Here is a 26,492-nt window from a genome sequence, read left to right as displayed (position 1 = left end):
TTCAGGATAAACGATGAATAAAAAATTTAAATATCCTTATGTAATTACTGCCCCAGGCTACACTGAATCTTCTCTTGGGATTCAGGTTGTGCATCGTCTTTGTCATCTTATTAATCAGCATGGTGGGGAAGCACATATTGTTTCTCCGGTAACAAACCCAGAGTGGAATACGCCACAATTAACTTCTGGGCAATTCGAAGAGTATAAATCGTCAGGGAAGGTATTTATTGCTGTTTATCCTGAAATAGAGTCAGGTAACCCTTTGGAGGCCCCTGTTTGTGTTAGATACATGCTGAATAGAGAGGGGGTTCTGAATGGCAACGACATTAATGCAGGTGAGGATGATCTCTTTTTCTTTTATCGGCAAGAATTTGCTGAAAATGAAGCGAATGTGAATTTATTGACAATATCAACTTATGACTTGTCAGTATTTTGTGATGATGTGAAAGAGAAAGATCTTGACCTCTTGTACTTGAATCGAGTTCCGCGAAGTTCTGTCGACTTTTCAACGTTGCCTGAAAATATAAAAGTTTTATCGATGGAGCAGCCATTATCGCTGAATGAACTTGCTAAAGTTCTGAAGCGTGGACGCGTTATGTATTCTTATGAAGCATCTGGTACCTGTGTTTTGGCTGGATTATGTGGTTGTCCTGTGGTGGCAAAAATTGCAGTCGGGTATGAAAAGTATGCTATTACGGAGAAGACATCCAAAGATGTAGGTAATGCTGATGTTGCCTGGGATGATTCCCAGCAGGAGTTGGAACGGGCAAAGGCAAATCTTTATAAATATAAAGAGTTTTATGAGGGATTGGAAAGTGTATCCAATCAGCAGTTTTTCCAGTTTCTGGAACTTACACAAGATAAAGCACAGGATTGTTATAATAAAAATTATAAAGAAAATGTAATGGAATGGGTTAAACGGCGGGAGCTTTCCCCTGAACGAATCGCCCTTATTTCCAGAAGTATTAGTGAATTGGTATCACCTCAAGCTATTTATATTTGCATCTATGATCAATCGAAATCCTGGCGTGAGGTTTTAACTACATTAGAGTCTTTATTGCCCGTTAAGAAGATGTATTCGAAATTAAACTGTATTGTTTTTACCGATGGAGAATATACTCTTCCTAAAGATTTTGAGTCTTGGACCTCATTATGCGAAACAACAAAGCTAAGCACAACTATAAAAAATATATCAATGGAGCAGCGTTTTAACTGGCTGCAGTATGTGAGGGCTGGTGTTACATTTATCGCAGATGGAGTTTTTGCTGCTATATGCTACTTAAATAAAGTGAGTGAATATAGCGCGATTTATTCTGATAAAATATTTACTAATGATAGTGGTGAATTAGAATCGGCCTTTTTGCCTGATTTTAGTATTGATTATTTCATTGGTTTCCCCAGCGCATTTTTTATTGGTTGCTTCTTCCATCAAAGCATATTTAGAGACACGAGCTATTATAATAGCATTTCTCCTGATTTTTTTGATTTCGATGTTCTGATGGAGGTGATTACAGAAAAAGGGAATGGAAGTGTCGGCCATTTTTCTGAGCCTTTGTTAATCAGTGAATCAAAAAAAGAGCTAGATAGTAGTAAAGCAGAACAGTTGATTAGTAACTATTTGAGTAAAAAAGGTTATGTGAATAGCTTGATTTTACACAATTCCTCAGGTGGATGTCGGATTGTTTATGGCCATGCCAAGGAGCTACCTAAGGTTAGTATTTTTATCATCGATAGCGGTGATGTCAATATATTGCAACGCTGTGTTATGGGGTTGTTGGAAAAATCTAAATATACTAATTATGAAATTTTTATTCTAAGTTGCTATGCTGAGGTTGAAGAGAATCGTTATTGGCTAGAAGAAGTCAGTAAAATTGATCCTAAAAGAATAAAAGTCATTCTATTTCCACATCAGGAAAGCCGCTCAAGACTCAATAATATTGCAGCTAATCAAGCATCGGGTGAGTATTTACTCTTGCTTGATGTTGCTGTTTTTCCCGCGCATGATGAATGGCTAGAAAATTTAGTCAATCATTGTCTGCGTGATGACGTAGGATGTGTTGGCAGCAAAGTTATTAATCTTAATGAGAAAGTTTATTCAGCAGGAATGATTCTTGGGCTCAATGGTGTAGCTGAAAGTCCTTTTGTTGGAAGCCACTATTCAGCTTCGGGTTATATGCATCGTTTAGCAATAGAACAAAATTATAGCGCGCTCCCCTCATTATGTTTACTGGTAAGGCGCTCGGTTTATCAAGATATCGGTGGAGTAGACGAGTTGCTGACTGAGCAATATCTTGCTGATATCGATTTAAGTCTAAAAATTCGTGACGCAGGTTATCTTTCTGTTTGGACCCCTTACTCTATTGTTGCAACTGATTTATCTCCGGGAAAAAATGATAGGAAGAACGAAACTTGCTCAGAACAAGAGAACGTTATCTATCATAAGTGGGGAGATGTCATTGCTAATGATCCTGCTTATAATAAGAATTTTTCACTAACTAGGGCTTATAGAATAGAAAAATATATCAGGCCGCGCGAGCTATCGCTAGAGCCTCAACGGCTTCCTCGCGTAATGATGTATTCTGGCGGTTGTAATCCGATGGAGATATATCGGTTAGACGAGCCTTTTTATAAAATGAGATATAACGGAATGGTTGAAGGGGCTGTGGTTTCAGAACCCCTTGTTATATCTGATTTTTTGCAAATAGAGCCTGATGTTATTATCACTCAGAACCCTATTCAAAGTGGAAAGGCAATTAATTTCAAATCGATGAAAGATTGTTTTTCTATTTATGATATGAATTATTATGAATCAAACAGGTTTGATGATAATAAAAATAAAAAAGAACACTTGAATAAAATAAAAGAAAACTTGGCTTCTTTTGATAGGGTGATTGTCGGGTCTGAAGCATTAGCCGACCAATATGGTAGAGTACATCACGATATTCAGGTTCTGCCTACATATTTACCTCATTTCTGGAATGACCTTGCCCTCACGGGAAGGGTAAGCGATAAGCCTCGAGTTGGGTGTATAACGCTGGGCCTCAGTGATGAAGATATTGAGTTGGTTTCTAACGTCATCCGTGATTTTTCTCACCACGTTACATGGGTATTTTTGGGAACTTATCCTCCTAAACTGAAACCGTTTATTCATGAATATCATCGCTATCATGGTTTTACACATTACCCTCAACAGCTAGCCTCTCTCAATCTTGATTTTGCAATAGCACCGTTGGCTGATAATAATGCGAATCGAACACGCAGTAATATTCGCTTATTAGAACTTGGTATATGTGGAATACCGGTTATATGCAGCGATGTTTTATGCTACAAAGGCAGACTTTCTGTTAACCTTGTGAAAAACAGATACAAGGACTGGTCTGCTGCAATGAGCCAATATATCGATGATGTTGATTCGGCCAGAACGGTTGGCGCTGTGCTGAAAAGTGAAGTTCAAGAAGACTGGATGCTTAATCAAAAAAAGCTAGAAATTATAAAGAAAATTTGGCTGCCACGATAATTTATTATGTTAAGGGCTGTTTATGAAAAATGAAATATATGTCACCAGTCCACTACTTCCTCCGCTTGAGGAATTTATTCCTTATTTGGAAAAAATATGGGAGAACAAAAGATTAACGAATGGTGGGCCTCTGCACGAGCAGCTTGAAGAAGAACTGGCAAAATACTTGGGAGTTAAGTATATCAGCCTTTTTTCAAATGGCACGTTGGCACTATTGACTGCATTGCAGACGTTGCGCATTACGGGTGAGGTTATCACTACCCCTTATTCCTTTGTGGCTACCTCACACTCGCTTTTGTGGAATGGATTAAAACCCGTATTTGTAGATATTGATCCTCTTACATGTAATCTCGATCCTGATAAAATTGAGCAAGCTATTACCTCTGATACCTCTGCTATTATGCCAGTGCATTGTTATGGTATTCCTTGCGATGTTGAGCGTATCCAAGCGATTGCGGACAACTATGGCCTGAAGGTTATCTATGATGCAGCCCATGCATTTGGCGTAGAAAAAGATGGTTACAGTATTTTAAATCATGGTGATCTATCTATTCTTAGTTTTCATGCGACGAAGGTCTTCAATACCATTGAAGGCGGTGCAATTATCTCTCAGGACGCCAAGACTAAAAAGCGCATTGATTATTTGAAAAATTTTGGCTTCGCTGATGAAGTTACTGTTGTTGCACCAGGTATCAATGGGAAAATGAATGAAGTTCAGGCTGCATTCGGTTTATTACAGTTAAAGTATATAGACGCTGCTTTTTTGAAAAGAAAAGAAATTTATTTACGATATTGTGAACGATTAAAAAAAATAAAAGGTATTAGAGTAATAAACATTCCTAAGGATACTGAATGGAATTATTCATATTTCCCGGTTTTTTTTGATGAAGAGATAATATATAAGAGGGATGAGGTTTATGCATCGATGAAAGATGCTGGGATTTTGACTCGAAGATATTTTTATCCATTAATCAGTTCATTTCCAATGTATCGTGGCTTTGATAGTGCTAATGTGAGTAATTTGTCAAGAGCGAATTTTTTAGCTAACTCTGTGTTATGTTTGCCAATATATCCTGATCTGAGTGAAGTTGAACAGGGTCATATTATTTCTGTTTTTATTTCATTGTTATGAAAATGATGCTTCATATCGGCATCATCCAGGTGTGATTTGATATGAATAAATCAATTGCAATTATGCAACCATATGTTTTTCCATATGTAGGATATTTTTCTCTAATTGACTCTGTGGATATTTTTGTTTTTTATGATGACGTAAACTATATAAAAAACGGATGGATAAATAGAAATAGAATATTAATTAATAATGGATCGTATAAATTTTCAATTCCGATAAGTAATTCTAGCCAGAATGTTTTAATCGGAGATGTTAATATTCATGATTATGATAAATTCAAAAAGGATTTTAAAAACAAGATATTTCACGCATATAAAAAAGCTCCTTTTTTTGAAAGTGGTTATCAATATGTTGATGCTGTTCTTGACGACGTAAAAAGTGACAAAATAGCAGATCTTTCAATATCTTCTATTCTGAATTTTTATAATATGTTTAGTTTTGATGAAAAAACATTTCTTCGCTCATCTGAGCTCAAAGATAATTTTTTTGGATTACAAAAAGACCTGAGGTTAATAAATATATCGAAGCATCTAGGAGGGGGGCGATATATTAATGCGATTGGTGGTATCGATCTTTATTCTAAAGAGTTTTTTTTACAAAATGGGATTGAATTATCTTTTCTAAAACCTGGTTTTTTGATGTATAAGCAATTTGATAATGAATTTGTAAGTGGACTTTCAATTGTTGATATTATTATGTTTAACAATAAAGATGCCATCGCTAATATAATAAAACACTACGAGGTTGTATGAGAAAATATAAATTAGTATTAATTGGAAGCACTGGTGGTAGTGTTTTCTCAGCAGTCGCCAAAAAAAAAAAGTTAGAGATGTAATTCATGCCGCCATCTCCGATAGGAATTGTGGTTTTCTTTTGGTGGCAGAAAAATTCGCTATACCTGCATTTAATTTAAATTGCACTAATGGTAGTGAGTTTTCAGAAAAACTTGCTGAGATGTATGCGGAAGAAAAGGATGTTTTATTCTTAAGCTTCTATACTAAAATCCTAACTGGCCGGTTTATAAAAGAGAAAAAAATTTTTAATTGTCATCCATCTCTCTTGCCCCTTTTTAAAGGGATGAGTGGTTTTGAAGATACACTCGCATCATCTTGTAAATTTATGGGAAGTACTATTCATATTGTTGATGAAGGCATCGATACTGGAAAACCACTTATTCAGTCTGTTGTTCCTCTGGATAGGTTACTTCCAGAAGTGGTAAATAGACATAAAGTCTTTCTTTTACAGTATTATTCTGTGCTTCAATTATTCAAGTGGATCTATGAAGATAGATTGGTTATCTCTTCCGATGGTGAAGTTGTAATTAAAAATATCTATTACACTCCATCACTATTTTCTCCCTGTCTTGATGATGATTTTTTTGATTTCTATCAAGAAAGTAATTTGCTAATTTAAATTATTATGATATTTTTACTCTCTTTGATTTATTTTTTAATAGGAACATTTTTAACTAATAAAGGATGCTTTAATGAAAATTGCCTTAGTTGGGAATTGTCAGCTAGAAATTATTGGTGAGTTGCTAAAAGGTAATAAAAATATAAGCGGCCATGAGTATGATTATATTTTTAATACACCAATCTATAAATTAAAAGAGAAGGTCGATGTTATAAATTTCTACCATGAATTAGAGTCTTGCGATGTTATTTTTATGCAGTATCACTCAGAACGATGGGGGCGTTTTTCTACCTCCGCACTGGAAAGATACTTTGATATAAAAATGCTTCCGACTATGGAGTCTCGAGTATCCAGCCCACAACTAGCTTACATTGATAAAGACCTGCCTGACTTGATGGTTTATGTAGACTATCGGTTTCTACATTTGTATCTCTCTGGTTTTAATTATCAGGATGCCATCACTCAATACCATAATGTTAGTTTGTCCCAAGATAAAAAACATGCTGTACTGATTGAGGATGCTGATAAATATAAGAGATTGTATAAATCAGGAAAGCTGATTTTTGATTACTCTGATTACTATTTATCTTCTTTATCTCAGGATCAAAACTGTTTTTCAACAATTAGCCATCCGAGTAATAAACATTTAAGTTTATTGTTTGAGTCAATACATCTTAATACATTTGGTGTTCATGAAACATTTAACCTTAATGGTCAGGAGTTACTGAATAATTACAGAGCGCCTAGACTTGGTAGCGGCGATGAAAGCTATTATATGATGAGAGATTCAGGATTGTCGCTTGCCTGCAAAATAAATTATTCATTTTTTGATAAGTATAGCCGAACTGATTTGACTAAAGCATTGACTAGCTCAAACTACTATAATCTTCTTAACGATGAATATATGAATTTTTAAATCCCATCTCATTCTAATGGAATATCATTCTTAGTAATGTAGAGATATTCCATTAGCTTTTATAAAATAAATTACGATTTAACCCTCATTATCCCTTCAAGCGCTAACTTATAATTCCCGCATCGTTGGTAATAATCAAGAGCTTCGGGTTTCATGCCAAAACACTCCAATATAACTGCTATGTTGTAATTGGCCTTATATGTGCCGACGCCTTGTTTTCGGCCTGGCCCCATTTTTGTACATAACTGAAATGTATCGATAGCATTCTGAAAATCTGCATTATTCATGAGTATTAATGCTTTCAAAAAAATAAAGTCGGTGGAAGAGCAGAGATCTTCATATTGTAAAATATCTAATGCTTTTTCATATTGTGCGGTATTAATTAAACAATAGCCGTAACATTCAATCAAGACTTCATTGTAATCTTGAAGCATATCTTTTTGTAGATGTAGTGATGTTTCAAAACTTTGTGCCGCTCGCTCATAATCCTTCCCCAGATAGTAACTTTTTCCTAATTGATAATGTAGATAAGCATCATCACTTGTTTTATCGATGGCATGTTGGAGTAATGTAATATTGCGAGCGATCTTGTTTTTGCTTTCTATGATTTCTTTTGTGTAACCATTATGCATGAACGATAGTGGTGCATCAAAACGTCCATCTGGTGCTTTTCCCGTGTTTTTCTTGCAAATTTGCTCATGGATAATGCCAAAAAACTCATAATAATTTTTGTTGAAAATTCGACTTATACGCTCTTGAATTAAATCTGTTTCTTCCGAATTTTCATCATTAGTCACGCTGGCAATTTCTACGGTGCCGACCTGTGTCGGATGTGTGCTAATGAGCTCTGAAAGCAGTGCTACATCAAATTGATTAATCACTTCATCGGCATCAACAACTAAAATCCAATCATATTTGGCAAATTGTAGTGAGTAATTTCTCGCAGCGGAGAAATCTGATATCCATTCAAAGTCATAAACTTTGTCAGTAAAAATCCTGGCGATATCTTTTGAGTTATCGGTCGAGCCAGTATCAACGACAACAATGTCGTCAAAATATTTTGCAATTGCTTTCAGTGCGTTGCCTAAGTGCAAAGCTTCGTTTTTCACGATCATGCAGACTGATATCATTTATGCACCGCATTTTTAAAGGCTTGATATTACTCAATACTATATTAATTTATCAGTGATAACAATTTGATACTTGTTCTCGATTGACAGAAACAAAAGGGTGAATGAGTGGCCGCAGGCTTTTATATTATTGATTATAATGCTTTTGATATGTACTAGCATTTACATCTACAGGTGCTACGTGTTTTACATTACTGTTGATCCTATGAGGATAAAATTCGGGTTTATCTGTTCGAGATCTGCGCTAGAATCATCTCCCTTCGAAAGAGATATGCGTCACAAATTTGCTGTTGCATTGCACCATCTATAGATGCCGTTTGTGTTTCTCTCCGCAGATTCTTTACTCAGTCCTGTCATGCATAGCATGAATAACCCTCCTTTTTTGACGCTATTCAGACGATTGGCTACCCTACCTAAAAGCATAATAGTGTCGATAACATTATCATCGTAGGTACTTGTCACTGTGAGCGATTTGTATACCGCCGAAGGCACAATGGATAAAAATTCCCTTTGGAAGCGCTATGTACCACTAGTGCGCCATGAAGCCTTGCGTTTACAGGTTCGTCTCCCCGCGAGTGTTGAGCTTGACGATCTGCTACAGGCTGGCGGTATCGGCTTGCTAAGCGCCGTTGAACGTTATGATTCGTTACAAGGTACGGCGTTTACCACTTATGCCGTCCAACGAATTCGCGGTTCGATGCTGGATGAATTACGCAGTCGTGATTGGGCTCCACGCAGTGTACGGCGTAATGCGCGGGAAGTGGCACAAGCAATGCAACAGGCTGAACAGCAGCTCGGTCGTACTCCAACGGAGCAGGAAGTTGCGCAGACCTTGAATATCACGCTTGAGGATTATCGTCAGATATTGCTGGATACGAATAACAGCCAGCTTTTCTCTTACGATGAATGGCGTGAAGAACATGGTGACAGCGCAGAGGCGTTACTGGAAGGCAATGAAGATGCGAATCCATTGCATCAACTGATGGAAGGCAATTTGCGTCATCGTGTAATGGATGCGATTGAAAGCCTGCCGGAGCGTGAGAAGTTGGTATTGACGCTTTACTATCAGGAAGAGTTGAACCTGAAAGAGATCGGTGCCGTTCTTGAAGTCGGAGAGTCGAGAGTCAGTCAGTTGCATAGCCAGGCGATAAAGCGCCTGCGCGTGAAATTAATGAATGATGTTTAATTGCGCTGCGTAGGAATACTGTTATCAAAGTATATCTTCAGTCACTGAAGTAGCAGGGCTATGACCATGTTTGAATATTGATGCGTATCTTGCATCAGTATTTACATGATCCATGTCACCTGTTTTTAGCATACCAGGCTCTCTGGTGTAATGAACGATGCTATCGCTTCACATTGAAGTTATATATTGTCATGGAATGGATTCATGCACCCATCAATTCGGAAGAAACAGCTCCTAAGCCGTTATCTGAAAGACTTCAAACACAGACAAACTAACTGTTCCCAGTGTGATAAAGAGCTCGACCGCGTTTCACTGGTATTTCACAATCAGCTCATCAATAAAAAGTCGATCGGCAGCATTGACCGGCTTATCGACGACGACATCTGGTCCAGCCTGCAACAGGAATTAATCCCACTTTGCCGCTTTTGTAGCGAAATATTATGCAATACCACTGCTAGCTATTTCGATATTAAAGCTTTCACACAGTATCTGATTGAGCAGACCGAAGTCCGCCATAGCACAATGCGCGAGTATGTCATTCGCTTGCGGCGCCTGGATGAGCTGCTTGCCGCTAATAATTATCCCGCAGACACTTTTTCCCGGCATCGCGATGGGGTACAGCAGCGCGTATGTGATTACCTTCCCGGTATTGAGCAAAATATTTACCGCAGCGCCTTACGAAAATACGATCAATATCTGGACTGGCAGCGGCATTTCTGACGCACATCATGCGTCGTTCTCAGGTTGACATTGCCAAACCATGGGATACTGACTATACGTAAATGTTATGACAGTGTAAAAAAATGCTTGCATTGCAGAGGCAAACTATTGCACTGTCATACTACTGAAATCATTCGGCACTAATTTTTAGGTAATGGTTAGCAGTAGTTCTACGATGCGATCAATCATTATTCAGTGGAATAGTCGTTGTCACAGTGAGGAACGCGAATGGTAATGTCCTTTTCTGGACTTTGTAGTCGATGCCAGGATTCTACGCCGCTGACTCGCCGATGCGAGGGATTTTCCTCCTACTTATTTTCAACACTTCGCCATTCTCTTGTTACCCAAACTCTCCGTATATTTTCTATCCATGAGCACTCGACCCGTTTTTCACGAGGTTCGTGGATGAATCATGCGTATTCTCTGTCCGCTATTGGCTTAATAAGGAAGCCTAACCTCGTTAGTGAGTTAAACGTCACGCGCTGTAGAGCAGTGCGGTAAGTGAAACAAACTGTAAGGTGCCACTATGGGAAGACAAAAAGCAGTGATCAAAGCTCGTCGTGAAGCCAAACGCGTTATCCGTCGTGAGTCGCGTAGCCATCGTCAGCGTGAGGAAGAATCGGTCACTTCTCTGGTACAGATGGGCGGGATTGAAGCAATCGGAATGGCGCGTGAAAATCGTGATAATTCCGTTATTCAAGCTCGCACTGTCGCCCAGGAACATTACTTGTCTGCGATAGAAAACAAACAGTTGATTTTTGCCACAGGCGAAGCTGGCTGCGGTAAAACGTATCTGAGCGCTGCGAAAGCGGCGGAGGCACTAATCCATAAAGAGGTTGAGCGTATTATTGTTACGCGGCCAGTATTACAGGCCGACGAGGATCTTGGCTTTTTACCTGGAGATATTGCGGAGAAGTTTGCGCCTTATTTCCGCCCGGTTTACGACATACTTTTGCGTCGACTGGGGGCCTCTTTCATGCAGTACTGCTTGCGGCCGGAAATCGCCAAAGTCGAAATCGCGCCTTTTGCGTATATGCGCGGACGGACATTTGAAAATGCAGTTGTGATTCTGGATGAGGCGCAAAACGTGACAGTGAACCAAATGAAAATGTTCCTGACGCGTTTAGGTGAAAATGTCACGGTTATCGTCAATGGCGATGTGACGCAGTGTGATTTGCCATCTGGGGTTAAATCCGGCCTGCGCGACGCACTGGAGCGTTTCGTTGAGGATGACATGATTGGCGTGGTCTCTTTCGGTAAAGAGGACTGCGTGCGCTCGGCGCTGTGCCAGCGTACGCTCCATGCCTACGGCTGATAAATCGGAAGCCTGACAAAAAAGCCCTGAGTCTATACAGATCAGGGCTTTATTTGTCTATAACGTGAGCATTATCCAGGGTAGTTTTCTAACTGTAATGGCCGCGGTGAAATAGTACTGCGTTTCTCCATTCCATTAAGTTTAAAGGTATCAACAGCACTGCGTAATTTTGCTGCTTGTTCGCTTAGCGAGTCAGCGGCTGAAGATGCCTGTTCAACCATTGCGGCGTTTTGCTGGGTGACCCCTTCCATCTGGTTTACGGCAATATTGATTTGTGCAATACCGCGGCTTTGTTCCTCTGAAGCCAGTGACACCTCATTGATCAGGTCTGACACGTTCTTAATGACGTCTTTGACATCAATAATAGAGTCCCGGACTGCGCTGGCTTGAGATGAGCCATTTTTAACTGCCGTCTGTGCATTATCGATCAGGGTTTTGATTTCTTTTGCTGCGGAAGATGAGCGTTGTGAAAGTGTTCTAACCTCACTGGCGACGACGGCAAAGCCACGGCCGTGTTCACCCGCTCGAGCGGCTTCAACGGCTGCATTCAGTGCCAGGATATTGGTTTGAAAAGCGATGCCTTCTATCAGCGTGGTGATTTCGGCAACCTTGGAGGAACCGCTGGCGATTTCCTCCATTGCTTGAATCATCCGGGAAACGGCAGCATCACCATGCTCAACCACATCATTGGCTTTTTTACCCAGTTGATTAGCTTGCATCATATTCTCAACATTACTTTCCACCGTTGACGACAGTTCATGCATACTGGCGGCGGTCTGAGCAAGCGAGGAAGCCTGCTCTTCTGTTCGTGAGGAGAGGTCAATATTCGCCGATGCGATCTCGCTTGAGGATATCGCCACATTCTCGCTTGAAGCACGGACATGGCTCAACACATCAGAAAAACGCGTGATCAATGCGTTGAAGGCCTGTGCTGTTTGGCCTATCTCATCATTACGTTGTGCATCAGCTTGTTGAGTTAAATCCAGTGTTTCACTGATAGTTGTCAATTTTGCTCGTAAATTATTCAGGTTTTGCCGAACATAGCGCAGAATCATGGTAGAGAATGTGCCTGCCAAAACCAATGCGCCAATAATGAGTCCGGTTAGCATCCATGCTGTTAAATTAAAGTTATCACTGTTTTCTGTTTGGAGTTTCTTCGCCAAATCTAAATTATAGCGATATTGATCTTGAAATCCTTGGAATAGTGTTTTCTCTATATTGATAATGTTCCCCTGTTCCAGGGAAGAATTATCAATAGTTGCACCCTCTTGAATGAGTGGAGTAATGACACTGCGGTAACTATTGAAGTCTTCTATATTCTTTTTAGACAGATTCAGATCGTTGTCGTCTGAAATGTCATTTTTCATATAGTCGTTAATGCTTTTTTCTGTTTCATTTAATGCATTTACTATTTCTTGCCTTTTTTCTTTCTTCTTTTGGGGATCAGAAATGAGAATAAACTGCAATAGATACGTTCTGGCATTGCTAATAGCATCATTGGCGGTGTTCAGCTTGCCTATACTAGGCAACGTATTGGTCATCACGTACTCAAAGCGATCTTTTGATGAACTCAGTGCGTTCAGCCCAAATCCCCCGACACAGATCAACGCCAGAGCGAAGATGCTCATCGCCAGAACCAGTTTTTTTACAATTGTCATGTTAGAGTTCTCCGTCGGTAGATATATATTTTTATATGACATTGAAATGTTGTCTTTTAGCCATTATCAGGCAATAACATTAAGATTACATTAATAATAACCTGAACCTCAGAAGTTGCTTGTTTTATCTGCTTATGATTGTCGATCACCGCTAAACATAAAATTATATGTGATGCTGTTGTGATATTTTTTTATTATAATGAATGGTTTTTGCTAAAATATTTAGCGTGCTATTTTATTATCGGAATTCTGATGTTTTTCATGGCGATGATGATCACACTTTTAAAATAAACACCAACAGAATTAATAATAGCGATGAAGTTAATAACTGTTCGGTTCGGTGTTTTTAAAAGGCGTTATCTACTTAATGAGGCTGGTGGAGTAGAGACGTTACTTTGTTTAGCTTGCTACGAGACTTTTTCATCGGCCCCCATAAAGGAATCCCCCCTAATTTGCGTCAAGGGCGGCCGGTATGAGTATGTCAGGGGATTGACTCGCGGCATCCTGCGGGCCGCCGTTGGCGGTCCAAAACGCCAGTCCTGTCGTTTTGTCGAACTCTGTCAAGACTTCTCATCCGTTCCAACAATATAAAAGAAAACGCCCTTAACTTGTGTTAAGGGCGTTTTCTTTTATATGGCGGTGAGGAAGGGATTCGAACCCTTGATACGTTTTCACGTATACACACTTTCCAGGCGTGCTCCTTCAGCCTCTCGGACACCTCACCGGGGGTTGCCTACAAGGGGCAACGGGGCGCTACTATAGGGAGTCGCTTAGCTTCGGTCAAGCAGTATTTAGCGTGAACGGTGCGTATGGCTAAGCATTGAACGGTAACGGATAGTCCGCGTAACTCTGTCGTTAAAGTGTAGGCAAAATGAATGGATAATGGGCATAAAAAAACCACAGACCGCGATGGCCTGTGGTTCTTTTTCAGCTATTGACGATTATGCCAGCAGCGTTTTGATGTAGCTAGTCAGTTCTTCGTCTTTGCTGTTAGCGAAGAAGTATTCCTGGAATTTAGGACCAGCAATCGCGCCTTTAACCAGATCCTGATCGAGGCCTTTCAGGATGGTGATCAGATCGTTGTAGGTCACTTCTTTTACGGCATCCAGGATTTTCTTGTTACGTTGTTGAGGAGCAACGCGATCGCTTGGATAGCCGCGGCCGCCTTCTTCTTTGAACAGCTGGGTAAACAGGTTTTCCAGGTTCAGTTCAGCGCCCCAGCCAAAGCCTTTAGCGTAAGGAACGGATACCGCGTTACCGTTGTTGATCTGAGAGAACAGGTAAGCATCAGATGGGTCAACAACCAGACCGCAAATTACGCCTGGGAAAGAGTTACAAGCCAGCATTGCGCCTTGGCCAGTACCGCAACCGGTCACAACGAAATCAGCCGCGCCGGAGTTCAGCAGGATAGCTGCCAGAATACCGTTCTGGATGTAGGTCAGCTGCGCTGCATCTTCAACGGCGTATTGGCCGTAGTTGTGTACAGTGTGGCCCAACGGTGCAACCGCTTTGGTCAGAGACTCGGCGATGATGGCGTTTTTGGCAGCTTGGCTGTTCTCGTTAATCAGTGCAATTTTCATGTTCGTTCCTTTTCTGTGACGGACAAATACATTTTTTAAAACTGTATTTCAATTTGATGTGTGCAGTATACCGTTTCAAAAATAAAGCGCAAATCGTGGAAGCAAAGAATGCGGCACAGCCCATAGATTCAGGAAAAATACGAGACAAGGAAAAGGGAGAATAAAAGCATAACGTATTGAAAATGGCGCTGTATTTCAGCGCCATAGGGGAGGGAGTTATGCGTCAGGGAAGGTAAGCGTATTGCCCGGCGCTTCTCGATTAAGATGAAGAAAATTCAGGTGTCGTTCGTACTGATCCAAAATGTCGTTAATCACCTGTTCTTTGCTGTAATCCATCAGGTCATTCCCCTGGCTCCCTTCCAGCAGGAAGGTTTCAAGGCGGTAATAATCTGATTTACCTGAGCGGGCCCGGTAGGTAAACGCCGGGACGCTATAGCGCTGTGGCCAGATTTGGTAAAGGAAATTCTGCTCATCACCCAAATCCACCAGCAGCTCAAGGTGGTTCAGGCGCTCATCTTCGACAGGCGGCAAGTCGTTGACTTCAACGCTGGCACCTCGCAGGCGTAGTTCGCGCGCGACATCCTCCATCGCGGCTTTACAGACGTTATCCAGCATTTTTTGCGTATGCGTTGTGCCGGGGAAATTCATGACGCGTGAGAGGCGTTGCTTCCAGTTCAGACGATCGTCGCCGGAGATTGGCATCGGGGCTGAGGTTTGTAAGGAACTGGCTTTACGGTAATCCTCAACCCGCAGTGATTTATATAATCCCGCCATAATAAAGAACATCACAAAGCTAAACGGTAATCCCATAATGACGGTGGTGTTCTGTAAGGCTGACACACCGTTTGTCATCAGCATGCCCAACGTCAGTAGGCCAATGGCGACTGACCAGAAAATTCGTAGCCAGTTTGGCGCATCATTATTGATGTCACTAAGGCGAGAGGTGAAGTTGCCCAGTACCAGCGAACCGGAATCGGCAGAGGTGACATAAAACAGTAAGCCGGTAATGGTCGCGACAGACGCGCTCAGGCTAAAGCCGGGGTACTGCGCTAGCAGACTGTAGAATCCGCGCTCTGGGTGCTGCATGACTTCATTGGCAAAATCCAGATTACCGTGGAGCACCTGATAAAGTGCGCTGTTGCCAAAAATGGAGAGCCACAGCAGCGTAAAGACAAACGGAATGATCAACGTGCCGACAACGAACTGTCGAATCGTTCTGCCGCGTGAGATACGTGCCAGAAATAGCCCAACAAACGGTGCCCATGCGACCCACCATGCCCAGAAGAACAGCGTCCAGCTATTCATCCACTCGGTTGGGCGATCAAAGGCAAAGCTGTTGAGCGTCATGCCCGTAAAGCGATTGATGTAATCCCCGACATTAAGCACGAGCGCGTTTAGCAGAAACTCAGTATCACCCCAGAAAAGCAGAAAAAGAATCAGGCCCAGTGCGAGCAGGACGTTAAGCTCGGAGAGGAAGCGAATGCCGCGATTGACCCCAGACGTCACGGAAACGGTCGCCATGATCACGGAAAGCAGGATGAGCGAAGCCTGAACGGTGAGATTTTCTGGGATCTGGAACAGGACTTTCAGCCCGTAGTTAAGCTGAACGACGCCGATGCCCAGCGTAGTCGCGATACCGAAAATGGTTCCGAGTACGGCTGCGATATCAACGCTATGGCCAATCGGGCCATTAATACGTTTACCGAAGATAGGATACAGGGCAGAGCGAATCGTCAGCGGCAGATTATATCGGTAGCTGAAATAGCCCAGAGCAATGCCCATCAGCGCGTACATTGACCAGCCGGTTAACCCGTAGTGAAACAGCGTCCAGACCATGGCTTGCCGTGCTGCTTCTATCGTCTGGCCTTGTCCTTCCGGCGGCATCATATATTGCGTGATTGGTTCCGCAACGGAAAAGAACATTAAATCGATGCCGATCCCCGCCGCAAATAGCATCGCTGCCCAGCTCATCAGGCTAAATTCAGGTTTCGACTGTTCTGGCCCGAGCTTGATCGATCCAAATCGAGATGACGCAATGAAGATGACGAAAACGATGTAGAGCGTGGCGGCTAGCAGGTAGTACCAACCGAATGTGGCAGATACCCAGTTAAGCGCGTGGGTAATCCAGGCATTCGCTTCCTGGTTAAACAACATGGTCATCAGCGAGAAGGTCAGGATTAATCCCGCGGATGTGTAGAACACGACAGGATTCAGGCGATCCTGTTGGGTGGTCGTTTCTGATGCTGGCATGGTTATCCCTTACGTGACGTGAACAGATACTCTGATTCCTCTCTCCACGAAGCGCGCTTAGCGCATATCAAGAATACGGCGCAGGACATCCGCTGAGTACGCTTTCCGTTGAAGAAGGTCGTCAGAACAAAAAAGAAATTATTCTTTTTAAGGTGGAGTTATCGTCTGAACTCACACCATTTTTCATGATAATTGATACATGTTTTTAACCTTTCAGCAATAAAAGATATTCATTTTTTATTGAACGTTCAATCAAAAAAAAGTTTAATGGGACAAATCGGATCATGAATCACCGTCGTTTACCGTGATTCATCACGCAAAAATGAAGGGAAGAAAATGAAGGGGAAGTACGGTGCCTAAAGTCGGAATGCAGCCCATCAGACGGCAGCAACTCATCGAAGCGACGTTGGCCACGATTAACGATGTGGGGATGCATGATGCCTCAATCGTACAGATTGCCCGACGTGCGGGCGTGTCGAATGGAATCATCAGCCATTACTTCCGCGATAAAAATGGCTTACTGGAAGCGACGATGCGTTATCTGATTAGTCATCTAGGGCTGGCGGTGAAATCAAGGTTGCTGAATCTGGCAGAAAATACGCCTCGCGCACGCTTGCGGGCGATTGTTCAGGGGAATTTTGATGATAGCCAGACGAATAGCGCAGCGATGAAAACCTGGCTAGCGTTCTGGGCCAGTAGCCTGCATTCCCCCATGCTCCATCGGTTACAGCAGGTTAACGATCGGCGACTTTACTCCAACCTGTGTGTCGAATTCAGCCACTGTTTGCCGAAGGGGCGCGCGCGTGTTGCAGCAAAAGGGTTGGCAGGGTTGATCGATGGGCTGTGGCTACGTGGTGCGCTAAGCCATGAGGCCTTCAACCGCGAAGAAGCGCTGAGCATTACCTACGACTATATCGAACAGCAGCTCGTCCGCGCGTAATCCTTCCTTATCATTTTTGCCTTTTCTGCCCGGAACGTTTGTTCGGGCAGCCATCAGACAGGAGAATTTATGTCTCACTACGGTTTACAACAGCTTTATATCAACGGCACTTATGTCGATAGCACGGGTGACGATACGTTTGAGGCGATTAACCCCGCGAATGGCGACATCATTGCCCACATTCAGTCGGCCACTGCTGCTGATGTTGACCGTGCGGTCAGTGCAGCAACCGCAGGGCAGAAGGTATGGGCGGCGATGACGGCGATGGAACGCTCGCGCATTTTACGTCGCGCCGTGGATATCCTGCGTGAACGCAATGATGAACTCGCCTTGCTTGAAACGCACGATACTGGCAAGCCGCTCTCGGAAACCCGCACTGTTGATATCGTGACTGGCGCGGATGTTCTGGAGTACTACGCAGGGCTGATTCCTATGCTGGAAGGTCAGCAGATCCCCTTGCGTGATACCTCATTCGCCTACACCCGTCGTGAACCGCTTGGCGTGGTCGCGGGTATCGGTGCCTGGAACTACCCCATTCAGATCGCATTGTGGAAATCTGCCCCTGCGCTGGCGGCAGGCAATGCGATGATCTTCAAACCCAGTGAAGTCACGTCGCTCACCGCGCTGAAGCTGGCGGAGATCTATACCGAGGCTGGGCTGCCGGCTGGCGTATTCAACGTGCTGACGGGGACGGGAAAGTCGGTTGGTCAGGCGCTGACCACGCATCCGAGTATTGCCAAAGTCTCTTTCACTGGTGGGATTGCCAGCGGGAAAACGGTAATGGCCAATGCCGCAGGTTCGACCCTGAAAGAGGTCACGATGGAGTTGGGTGGAAAATCGCCGCTGATCATTTTTGATGATGCCGATCTGGATAAAGCAGCGGATATCGCCATGATGGCGAATTTCTTCAGCTCAGGACAGGTGTGCACTAACGGTACACGCGTCTTTATCCCGCAGGCATTGCAGTCAAAGTTTGAGGAAAAAATTCTGGCGCGCGTTCAGCGCATTCGTATTGGTGACCCGACTGACGAGCTGGTGAATTTTGGTCCGCTGGTCAGCTTCCCGCACAGAGAATCCGTACTGCGCTATATCGAAAGCGGAAAACGTGAAGGTGCTCGTGTGCTGGTGGGCGGTGAAACGATGACTGGCGAGAAGTATGCACAAGGTGCATTCGTTGCCCCTACCGTGTTCACAGATTGCCGGGACGATATGACGATTGTGCGCGAGGAAATCTTTGGCCCGGTCATGAGTATTCTGACGTATCAGAATGAGGATGAGGTTATCCGCCGCGCCAATGAGAGTGAATATGGACTGGCTGCTGGCATCGTGACCTGCGATCTGAATCGGGCACATCGGGTGATTCATCAGCTTGAGGCAGGAATTTGCTGGATCAACACCTGGGGGGAATCCCCGGCTGAAATGCCTGTGGGCGGCTACAAACATTCAGGTGTCGGACGTGAAAACGGCATAACAACATTGGAACACTATACGCAAATCAAGTCTGTACAGGTTGAACTGGGTGAATTCCGCTCGGTATTTTAAACGAAGGGGAGAAAGCCTAATGGAATATGATTACATCATTATCGGAGCCGGTTCGGCAGGCAACGTGCTGGCAACGCGTCTCACAGAAGAAAGCGACGTAAGCGTGCTGCTGCTCGAAGCGGGTGGCCCGGACTATCGTTTGGATTTTCGCACGCAAATGCCTGCCGCATTGGCTTTCCCATTGCAGGGGAAGCGCTATAACTGGGCTTATGAAACCGACCCAGAACCTCACATGAATAATCGCCGTATGGAATGTGGCCGCGGCAAAGGGCTGGGTGGTTCCTCGCTGATTAACGGCATGTGCTACATCCGTGGCAATGCGATGGATTTTGATAACTGGGCGACCATGCCGGGTCTGGAAGACTGGAGTTACCTTGACTGCCTGCCGTATTTCCGTAAAGCGGAAACGCGAGACGTGGGATCGAATGACTATCATGGCGCGAGCGGTCCTGTTTCAGTGACAACGCCGAAGATGGGAAACAACGAGCTGTTTCACGCGATGGTTGAAGCGGGCGTACAGGCCGGATATCCGCGTACGGACGATCTTAACGGCTATCAGCAGGAAGGCTTTGGTCCGATGGATAGAACCGTCACGCCGAAGGGGCGTCGAGCCAGTACCGCGAGAGGCTATTTGGATCAGGCAAAAGGCCGTAAAAATCTGACCATCGTGACGCATGCCTTAACCGACAAGATTCTCTTCGACGGAAAGCGTGCCGTTGGCGTGGCTTACTTTAAAGGGGAAAGTGCGCAGACGGCGAAGGCATGCCGCGAGGTGCTGCTGTGTGCGGGTGCAATCGCCTCGCCGCAGATCTTGCAACGTTCTGGCGTGGGGCCGAAAGACTTGCTCCAGCGTCTCGATATTCCCGTGGTGCACGATTTGCCCGGCGTCGGTGAGAATTTGCAGGACCATCTGGAAATGTATTTGCAATATGCCTGCAAAGAACCTGTATCGCTGTATCCGGCGCTGCAGTGGTTTAACCAGCCCAAAATCGGCGCGGAATGGTTGTTCAATGGCACGGGTGTTGGGGCTAGCAACCAGTTCGAAGCGGGTGGCTTTATTCGCAGTCGGGATGAGTTCGCCTGGCCGAATATTCAATACCACTTCTTGCCCGTCGCCATTAATTACAACGGCAGTAATGCGGTGAAAGAGCACGGATTTCAGGCGCACGTCGGCTCCATGCGTTCACTCAGCCGGGGGCGTGTACAGGTGCGATCCAAAGACGCCCGCGAGCACCCTAGCATCTTGTTCAACTATATGTCGACGGAGCAGGATTGGCAGGAGTTTCGCGATGCGATCCGCATTACGCGTGAAATCATGGCGCAGCCTGCACTGGATAAATACCGTGGGCGAGAAATCAGCCCTGGGCTGGCGGTTCAGACTGATGAGGAGCTGGACGAGTTTATCCGCACTCATGCTGAGACAGCATTCCACCCCTCCTGTTCTTGTAAGATGGGAGAGGATGAGATGGCGGTGGTCGATGGGCAAGGCCGGGTTCACGGTATGGAAGGGCTACGCGTGGTGGATGCTTCCATCATGCCGCAGATTATTACCGGTAATCTGAACGCGACAACCATCATGATTGCCGAGAAAATTGCCGACCGAATCCGCCGTCGTCAGCCGCTGCCGCGCAGCAAAGCGCGCTACTATGTTTCCGGAAATACCCCAGTGAGAAAAGCGCCGCTGAAGTCGGTTTCGTGACGCTTCCGGCATAGTCAGATGGACCGCAGAGAAAGCGCGGTCCATACTTTTCATTGCTATACACAATCTGACAAACAAACGCCTCCCGCACCATTACTATGGGTGACAACACCATCAGTGATGTCACTTTTCCTTGAGGAATGAAAATGAATAATTGGCTGCAACAGATTCAGGGCTTATTGGGCTCCGGTAGCAAGCAGGGGAATCAGCATCAAGGGGGTAAAAACGGCAATTTGGGCGATATGCTAAAGCCTGCTGCGCTGGGCGGTTTGGCGGGCGTATTGTTATCGAATAAGTCCACGCGGAAAATCATGGGTTCGTTGGGTAAAAATGCGTTGATCATTGGCGGTAGTGCCGCGGCGGGCGTGGTGTTGTGGAACCAGTACAAAAAACGCGTTCGCGATACGCATCAGGACGATCCGCAGTTTGGCACTCAGTCCTCGGGCGACAATATTCGTGCTCGTCGTCTGATTCAGGCTCTGGTTTTTGCTGCTAAAAGTGACGGCCATATTGATGCGACTGAGAAACAGCGTATTGATGAAAATATTCAGCAGCTGCAACTGGGCAGTGAAGCGCAGCGCTGGGTGCAGGAAGCCATAGAACAACCGCTTGATCCAATTTTGCTGGCGAAAGATGTGAAAAATGAGGAAGAGGCGCTTGAGGTCTACTTCTTGAGCTGTGCGGTCATTGATGTCGATCACTTCATGGAGAAAAGCTATCTGGATGCGTTAGCGACTGAATTGAAGATACCGCAAGATGTACGGCAGTCGATCACCAATGAACTGAAAAGTCCATCATAGGAGGGCGAGTGGTTTAAGCGATGGTGAGATAATGTCGGAGAAATAAACGGATAACGCGGGCGAAAGATTTTTCGCCCGCAGTGCTATCTGATGCTTAGAAAGCGCTGGTGTCTTTGAACAGACCGACTTTCAGTTCGTCAGCGGTATAGATCTGCTGACCGTCAACCAGTACTTCGCCATCAGCAATCCCCATCACCAAACGGCGATTGATCACGCGTTTGAAGTGAATGCGATAGGTTACTTTCTTCGCTGTTGGCAGCACTTGTCCGGTGAATTTAACTTCACCCACGCCGAGCGCGCGGCCTTTGCCTTCGCCACCCAGCCAGCCCAGATAGAAGCCGACCAACTGCCACATGGCATCCAGACCGAGGCAACCTGGCATCACCGGATCGCCGATGAAGTGGCAGCCGAAGAACCATAGGTCAGGCGTGATATCCAATTCGGCTTCCACATAGCCTTTGCCATACTTACCGCCGTCTTCCGTCATTTTAACGACGCGGTCCATCATGAGCATGTTAGGGGCAGGCAACTGAGGGCCGTTCGGGCCGAACAGTTCGCCACGACTGGAGGCAAGGAGGTCTTCTTTTGTATAGGATTCGCGTTTATCTACCATGGTCTCTGTAAGCCTTGTTTTAATGAAGCACGCAGGTTAGCGTACACCTGTACGCTGGGCAAGTCTGTTGCGTCTGGTTGAACCAGTTGGTTTAACGGAAAAACCAAGGGAAACGTCTACGTTCTTGCGGTGTCAGTTGCCCAATTCGTTCACGAATGGCGGACAGCAGGTTTGGCTGCTGTTCATCGTCATAAGCGCAATTGGTCAATAATGACAACGCTTCCGGCGCAGTTTCTACCGGGAAAAGGTGGAATTTCCCTTCGCGTACCGCTTCAACGACATCTTCCTGTAAACAGAGATGGCGTAAATTAGCCGCAGGTAAAACCACTCCCTGTGTTCCCGTCAATCCACGACGCTGGCAGACCTCAAAGAAACCTTCAATTTTCTCATTCACGCCGCCAATGGGTTGCACGTTACCAAATTGATCGACGGAGCCGGTCACAGCGAACTGCTGATTGATTGGCCGCAAGGAGAGGGCGCTAACCAACGCGCACAGCTCTGCCAATGAAGCGCTGTCGCCATCAACTTCGCTGTACGACTGCTCAAAGACCATGGACGCCGAGAAAGGCAGCTGTTGATCAAGCTCCAGTTCCGTAATCAGGAACGCCTGCATAATCATCATACCCTTGGCGTGTAAATTGCCAGCAAGTTCGGCTTTGCGTTCAACGTCGGTGAATTCGCCGTCGCCAGCGTGAACCACGCAGCTGATACGTGTCGGCTCGCCAAAGGCAACGGGATAGCCTGGGAATTCCAATACGGAAAGTCCATTAATCTGGCCGACGACTTCGCCTTCTGTTTCGATCAGGATCTGGCCTAATTCTATTTCATCCTGCATACGTTCACGAAGGTAGCCTTCACGCCATTGGCGAGCGGCAACGGCGTCAACCAGCGCCTGCTCCGTGATTTGGCCATCTCTGGCATATAGCGACGCATATTTTAACTGACCGATTAGCCAGCGTGGGCATAATGGTAAATTACCTTGATCGCCGCTGTAGCGTATCGCAACGTTCACTAATGCCGGCCAGGCATCGGCGTCCAGCAACGGTAGTTGATTTTCGCTGCATAGTGCGTTGATGTAGGAACACCAGCGCGCCATGTCATCCGTTTCAATCAACTGTAATTGCGCTTCGAACTCGCCGTAAATAGCGTGTTCGCTTAATTCCGGCTCCATATCATGAATATCTGCCAGGCTTTCACGATCACCGAGAATGATTAGGCGAATATCAAGCGGCATCGGTGGCACATCAACAGGAAGTGGCTTGCGCTCGTCTGGTGACTGCCAACGATAAATACCTTCAGCCATAATCTGCTTTAGACGCAGCCACATCAATGGCTGAGCCAGCAGCGTTCTGGCTGATAGGATCAACGTGCCGCCGTTGAGCTGATGAATCAGTCCCGGATGCAGCGTGATTTCATCGTGAAAACTGCGTATGCAGCCGAAGAGTTGTTCAGGTTCAATCCATTCCTGATAACCACAGTGCTGCTGTGCGGCAAAATTATCCGCAGGCTGCGTAGCGGGTTCGACCCGGATATGACGACCCTCAATGATATATTTACTGCCATGTATCGCCCCGGAGTCTGGCCTGATGGCGCTTAGCGCACGGGCGATCAATGCCATATATTCATCATTCTCTTGCGCTTTCAACAGCATAAAGCGGGAAGGAGAACGAGGGTGGCAAAAGAGCGTCAGGCTGTCTGCCAGACGCGACTGAATAGCGGAGAATTCAGCAGGAGCAAGCTGAGCTGCCTGAGTGAATAGCGTTTGATAAGGCGTATTATTGGGCAGTAAATGCTGCCATGAGAGTCGGTTACTGGTCAAAGTATCAATGTAATCGTCTGAAGGAAAAGCGTGATTATACAAGAATAATCTAGACTTCGCATAAGGAGAGTCATCTCTCCGTCATCTTTCATACGTTGAAGCTCAGACCAGGTTTGGCTAATCATCTTAAAAACTGTCAGAAAGCCGCCAGAAAGCGGTCAAAATCAGGGAAAACTGTTATGCTGAAAGTCACGTTACGCGGTCACTGAAGAATTTAATATGAAATATCAACAACTAGAAAATCTTGAGTGCGGGTGGAAATGGAAATACCTGATGAAGAAGCATCGGGAGGGAGAAGAGATTACGCGTTTTCTCGAGCAAAGTGCTGCGGATGACGCCGTACAGGCATTGCTTAAAATGGAAAATCAGCCGGTGAAAGTGCTGGAGTGGATTGCACAGTGTATGAATCCCTCTTTAGAAAACCGGATGAAGCAAACGATTCGTGCACGGCGTAAACGTCATTTCAACGCAGAGCACCAGCATACACGCAAGAAATCGATCGATCTGGAATACCTGGTCTGGCAGCGCCTTGCGGCTCTCGCTCAGAGACGTGGGGTGACCTTATCAGAAACGATTGTACAGTTAATCGAAGACGCTGAGCACAAAGAAAAATATGCCAGCCAGATGTCGCTGCTTAAACAGGATCTTAAAGCCATTCTGAATAAAGACGAGACGTGATCGGTTTTTGTCATTTATCGCGCTGACAAACATGCATAAAAAACGCAGGGAGCGTTTTTCAACGTTGCGTACCAACGGCCCGAAGGGTGACAGACAAGGATGTTCTTCATAAAAAAAAACCTCGCCGAAGCGAGGTTTTTTTCGTTAATAACTTAAGCCTGAGGCTGAGTTACAACGTCTTTGATGCCTTTAACTTCGATCTCTACGCGACGATCCGGTGCCAGGCAGTCGATCAGCGCAGCACGAGGTTTCACGTTGTCACAGGTAGAACCGGTAACTGGTTGAGATTTACCCAGGCCACGAGCAGAGACTTTGTTCGCAGGGATACCTTTAGAAACCAGGTAATCCACTACGCTCTGTGCGCGTTTTTCAGACAGGCCTTGGTTGTATTGCTCTGAACCTAAACGGTCAGTGAAGCCCAGAACAACAACGGAACCGTCTTTTGGATCCAGAGAGCTCAGCTGGGTGTACAGTTGATCCAGTGATTGCTGGCCTTCTGCTTTCAGCGTTGCTTTGTTGAAGTTGAACAGGACGTCAGATTTCAGCGTGAAACGCTTGGTTTCAACAACTGGAGCCGGAGCTGGAGTTGGAGCCGGAGCAACAACTGGTGCTACGCGGTCATCCTGACCGAAACGGTAAGACAGGCCAACGCTCATCAGCAGGTTGTCTGGACGGGCACCAACGGTACCAGCATCACCAATGTTGCTTACCCATTGGTAGTCAACACGTGCAGCCCAGTTTTTGTCGATAGCGTATTCAACACCAACTGCAGCCAGCGGAGAAACGCCAGTGTCGTCGTTGTTGATGTCGCCGCCGCCGATAGCCGCATGGCTGTCTGCGCGCCATACCATGCCGCCCAGACGAGTATAAACGTCCAGATCAGGCATAACAGGGTAGCTCAGTTTAGCAGCCAGTTGGATGCCCTGTGCTTTGAAGCTCGCGCTGTCTGCTGCGTTAGCAGTAGAACCTGCATACTTCATGCGGCCCAGCCAGTCGTAGCCCAGTTCAAAGCCCAGATACGGGTTGGCTTGATAACCAACAAATGCACCAGCGCCTAACTTGCTTTTGATCGGGTTGTTATTGATACCGGTGTAACCATTGCCGTAGAAACCAGTATCGTGGAATTGAGACACACCCAGTTTACCACCGGTGTACCAGGTATTGTCTTTAGGAGCTGCTTGCGCGACGGTCGCGAAGCTAGCCAGTGCCACTGCAACTGCGATAGCTGTTTTTTTCATTTTACGCCTCATTATCATCCAAATCGGCAATTAACCTGGAGGGCTAATAAACCTTTGGTTAAAATCCTTTGGTCGGAGACTTTGCCCTTATTTATGACTCACTGTCAGTCAACTGACGTTATAAAAGAGCAACTCCAGCGAGTTAAAGTCTACAACGTGATGAGAAAGTTACAAGTATGATGTGATTTGCGTCATAAGAAAATCGCACGATTCATACATACTTGCTAACAAATAGTAGATGCTTTTGACAGATCTTACGCCTTTTAGCTGTATCAAATATATCCAAAAAGCCCGCAGAATACCGCTCTGCGGCGATCGATAAGACATATAACCTGAATGGGCT

General features: G+C 45.0%; 20 protein-coding genes and 1 tRNA gene. 13 read left to right on the top strand and 8 right to left on the bottom strand.

The genetic code is table 11. The annotated features are described in order from the left end of the window. Window positions 1–13: 13 nt before the first annotated feature. The 5 genes from Q3A88_RS16130 to Q3A88_RS16110 all read left to right on the top strand — a co-directional run bounded on the left by Q3A88_RS16130 (window position 14) and on the right by Q3A88_RS16110 (window position 6,981). A complete protein-coding gene (locus Q3A88_RS16130) occupies window positions 14–3,517 on the top strand; it encodes a glycosyltransferase (protein ID WP_317178280.1) in 3,504 nt (1,167 codons plus the stop codon). Window positions 3,518–3,539: 22 nt separating this feature from the next. Then, a complete protein-coding gene (locus Q3A88_RS16125; protein WP_317178279.1) occupies window positions 3,540–4,649 on the top strand; it encodes a DegT/DnrJ/EryC1/StrS family aminotransferase in 1,110 nt (369 codons plus the stop codon). Between the two features lie 41 nt (window positions 4,650–4,690). Beyond that, window positions 4,691–5,404 carry a WbqC family protein gene (locus Q3A88_RS16120; protein WP_110164149.1) on the top strand — a complete coding sequence of 238 codons (714 nt, stop codon included), beginning with the start codon at window positions 4,691–4,693 and terminating at the stop codon, window positions 5,402–5,404. Between the two features lie 124 nt (window positions 5,405–5,528). Then, window positions 5,529–6,065 (top strand): formyltransferase family protein, encoded by a 537-nt coding sequence (locus Q3A88_RS16115; protein WP_317178278.1) that lies wholly within the window; start codon window positions 5,529–5,531, stop codon window positions 6,063–6,065. A 73-nt stretch (window positions 6,066–6,138) separates the two neighbouring features. After that, window positions 6,139–6,981, top strand: coding sequence for a WcbI family polysaccharide biosynthesis putative acetyltransferase (locus Q3A88_RS16110; RefSeq protein ID WP_181393614.1), 843 nt, complete (start codon window positions 6,139–6,141; stop codon window positions 6,979–6,981). Window positions 6,982–7,052: 71 nt separating this feature from the next. Here Q3A88_RS16110 and Q3A88_RS16105 read toward each other — a convergent pair whose 3' ends face one another. Further along, a complete protein-coding gene (locus tag Q3A88_RS16105) occupies window positions 7,053–8,096 on the bottom strand; it encodes a glycosyltransferase family 2 protein (RefSeq protein ID WP_233991132.1) in 1,044 nt (347 codons plus the stop codon). Window positions 8,097–8,574: 478 nt separating this feature from the next. Here Q3A88_RS16105 and Q3A88_RS16100 point away from each other — a divergent pair, with 478 nt between their 5' ends. The 3 genes from Q3A88_RS16100 to phoH all read left to right on the top strand — a co-directional run bounded on the left by Q3A88_RS16100 (window position 8,575) and on the right by phoH (window position 11,332). Beyond that, complete coding sequence (locus Q3A88_RS16100) at window positions 8,575–9,297, top strand: RNA polymerase sigma factor FliA (RefSeq protein ID WP_014915881.1); 723 nt, start codon at window positions 8,575–8,577, stop codon at window positions 9,295–9,297. Between the two features lie 204 nt (window positions 9,298–9,501). Beyond that, window positions 9,502–10,017 carry a flagella biosynthesis regulatory protein FliZ gene (gene fliZ, locus Q3A88_RS16095; RefSeq protein ID WP_317178277.1) on the top strand — a complete coding sequence of 172 codons (516 nt, stop codon included), beginning with the start codon at window positions 9,502–9,504 and terminating at the stop codon, window positions 10,015–10,017. A gap of 526 nt (window positions 10,018–10,543) precedes the next feature. Next, window positions 10,544–11,332: a phosphate starvation-inducible protein PhoH gene (gene phoH, locus Q3A88_RS16090; protein WP_010279663.1), complete on the top strand. Its 789-nt coding sequence runs from the start codon at window positions 10,544–10,546 to the stop codon at window positions 11,330–11,332. Window positions 11,333–11,403: 71 nt separating this feature from the next. Here phoH and Q3A88_RS16085 read toward each other — a convergent pair whose 3' ends face one another. The 4 genes from Q3A88_RS16085 to Q3A88_RS16070 form a co-directional block, all read right to left on the bottom strand. Beyond that, complete coding sequence (locus Q3A88_RS16085; protein ID WP_317178276.1) at window positions 11,404–12,990, bottom strand: methyl-accepting chemotaxis protein; 1,587 nt, start codon at window positions 12,988–12,990, stop codon at window positions 11,404–11,406. 634 nt (window positions 12,991–13,624) lie between these two features. Then, window positions 13,625–13,714: transfer RNA gene (locus Q3A88_RS16080), tRNA-Ser, on the bottom strand. A gap of 217 nt (window positions 13,715–13,931) precedes the next feature. Further along, the gene (locus Q3A88_RS16075; protein WP_110164153.1) at window positions 13,932–14,570 is read right to left on the bottom strand and encodes an RpiB/LacA/LacB family sugar-phosphate isomerase; all 639 of its coding nucleotides are present in this window, start codon (window positions 14,568–14,570) and stop codon (window positions 13,932–13,934) included. A gap of 216 nt (window positions 14,571–14,786) precedes the next feature. Next, window positions 14,787–16,820, bottom strand: coding sequence for a choline transporter (locus tag Q3A88_RS16070; protein ID WP_317178275.1), 2,034 nt, complete (start codon window positions 16,818–16,820; stop codon window positions 14,787–14,789). Window positions 16,821–17,172: 352 nt separating this feature from the next. On the opposite strand from Q3A88_RS16070, the gene betI reads away from it, so the two are divergent. The 4 genes from betI (at window position 17,173) to Q3A88_RS16050 (ending at window position 21,801) form a co-directional block, all read left to right on the top strand. Beyond that, the gene (betI, locus tag Q3A88_RS16065; protein WP_110164155.1) at window positions 17,173–17,760 is read left to right on the top strand and encodes a transcriptional regulator BetI; all 588 of its coding nucleotides are present in this window, start codon (window positions 17,173–17,175) and stop codon (window positions 17,758–17,760) included. Between the two features lie 69 nt (window positions 17,761–17,829). Then, a complete protein-coding gene (gene betB, locus Q3A88_RS16060) occupies window positions 17,830–19,302 on the top strand; it encodes a betaine-aldehyde dehydrogenase (protein ID WP_317178274.1) in 1,473 nt (490 codons plus the stop codon). Between the two features lie 19 nt (window positions 19,303–19,321). Continuing rightward, complete coding sequence (gene betA / locus Q3A88_RS16055) at window positions 19,322–21,001, top strand: choline dehydrogenase (RefSeq protein ID WP_110164157.1); 1,680 nt, start codon at window positions 19,322–19,324, stop codon at window positions 20,999–21,001. Window positions 21,002–21,147: 146 nt separating this feature from the next. After that, a complete protein-coding gene (locus tag Q3A88_RS16050; protein WP_010275999.1) occupies window positions 21,148–21,801 on the top strand; it encodes a tellurite resistance TerB family protein in 654 nt (217 codons plus the stop codon). Between the two features lie 94 nt (window positions 21,802–21,895). Here the strand turns inward: Q3A88_RS16050 and fabA are convergent, their stop codons facing one another. Together fabA and Q3A88_RS16040 are read right to left on the bottom strand one after the other, a co-directional pair. Then, window positions 21,896–22,414: a bifunctional 3-hydroxydecanoyl-ACP dehydratase/trans-2-decenoyl-ACP isomerase gene (gene fabA / locus Q3A88_RS16045; protein WP_014915875.1), complete on the bottom strand. Its 519-nt coding sequence runs from the start codon at window positions 22,412–22,414 to the stop codon at window positions 21,896–21,898. A 91-nt stretch (window positions 22,415–22,505) separates the two neighbouring features. Further along, on the bottom strand, window positions 22,506–24,275 hold the full coding sequence (locus Q3A88_RS16040; RefSeq protein WP_110164158.1) for a Lon protease family protein: 1,770 nt from the start codon (window positions 24,273–24,275) through the stop codon (window positions 22,506–22,508). Between the two features lie 177 nt (window positions 24,276–24,452). On the opposite strand from Q3A88_RS16040, the gene matP reads away from it, so the two are divergent. After that, window positions 24,453–24,911, top strand: a complete 459-nt coding sequence (gene matP, locus Q3A88_RS16035; protein WP_317178273.1) for a macrodomain Ter protein MatP — start codon at window positions 24,453–24,455, stop codon at window positions 24,909–24,911. A gap of 152 nt (window positions 24,912–25,063) precedes the next feature. Here matP and ompA read toward each other — a convergent pair whose 3' ends face one another. After that, window positions 25,064–26,149: a porin OmpA gene (ompA, locus tag Q3A88_RS16030; RefSeq protein ID WP_317178272.1), complete on the bottom strand. Its 1,086-nt coding sequence runs from the start codon at window positions 26,147–26,149 to the stop codon at window positions 25,064–25,066. Between the last annotated feature and the right edge of the window lie 343 nt (window positions 26,150–26,492).

The sequence above is a fragment of the Pectobacterium sp. HCp5_1 genome (assembly GCF_032905925.1).
In the GTDB taxonomy this organism is placed as follows: domain Bacteria; phylum Pseudomonadota; class Gammaproteobacteria; order Enterobacterales; family Enterobacteriaceae; genus Pectobacterium; species Pectobacterium brasiliense_A.
The sequence above is the reverse complement of the archived record's forward strand: the minus strand, read 5'-3'. Positions and strand labels throughout refer to the sequence as shown.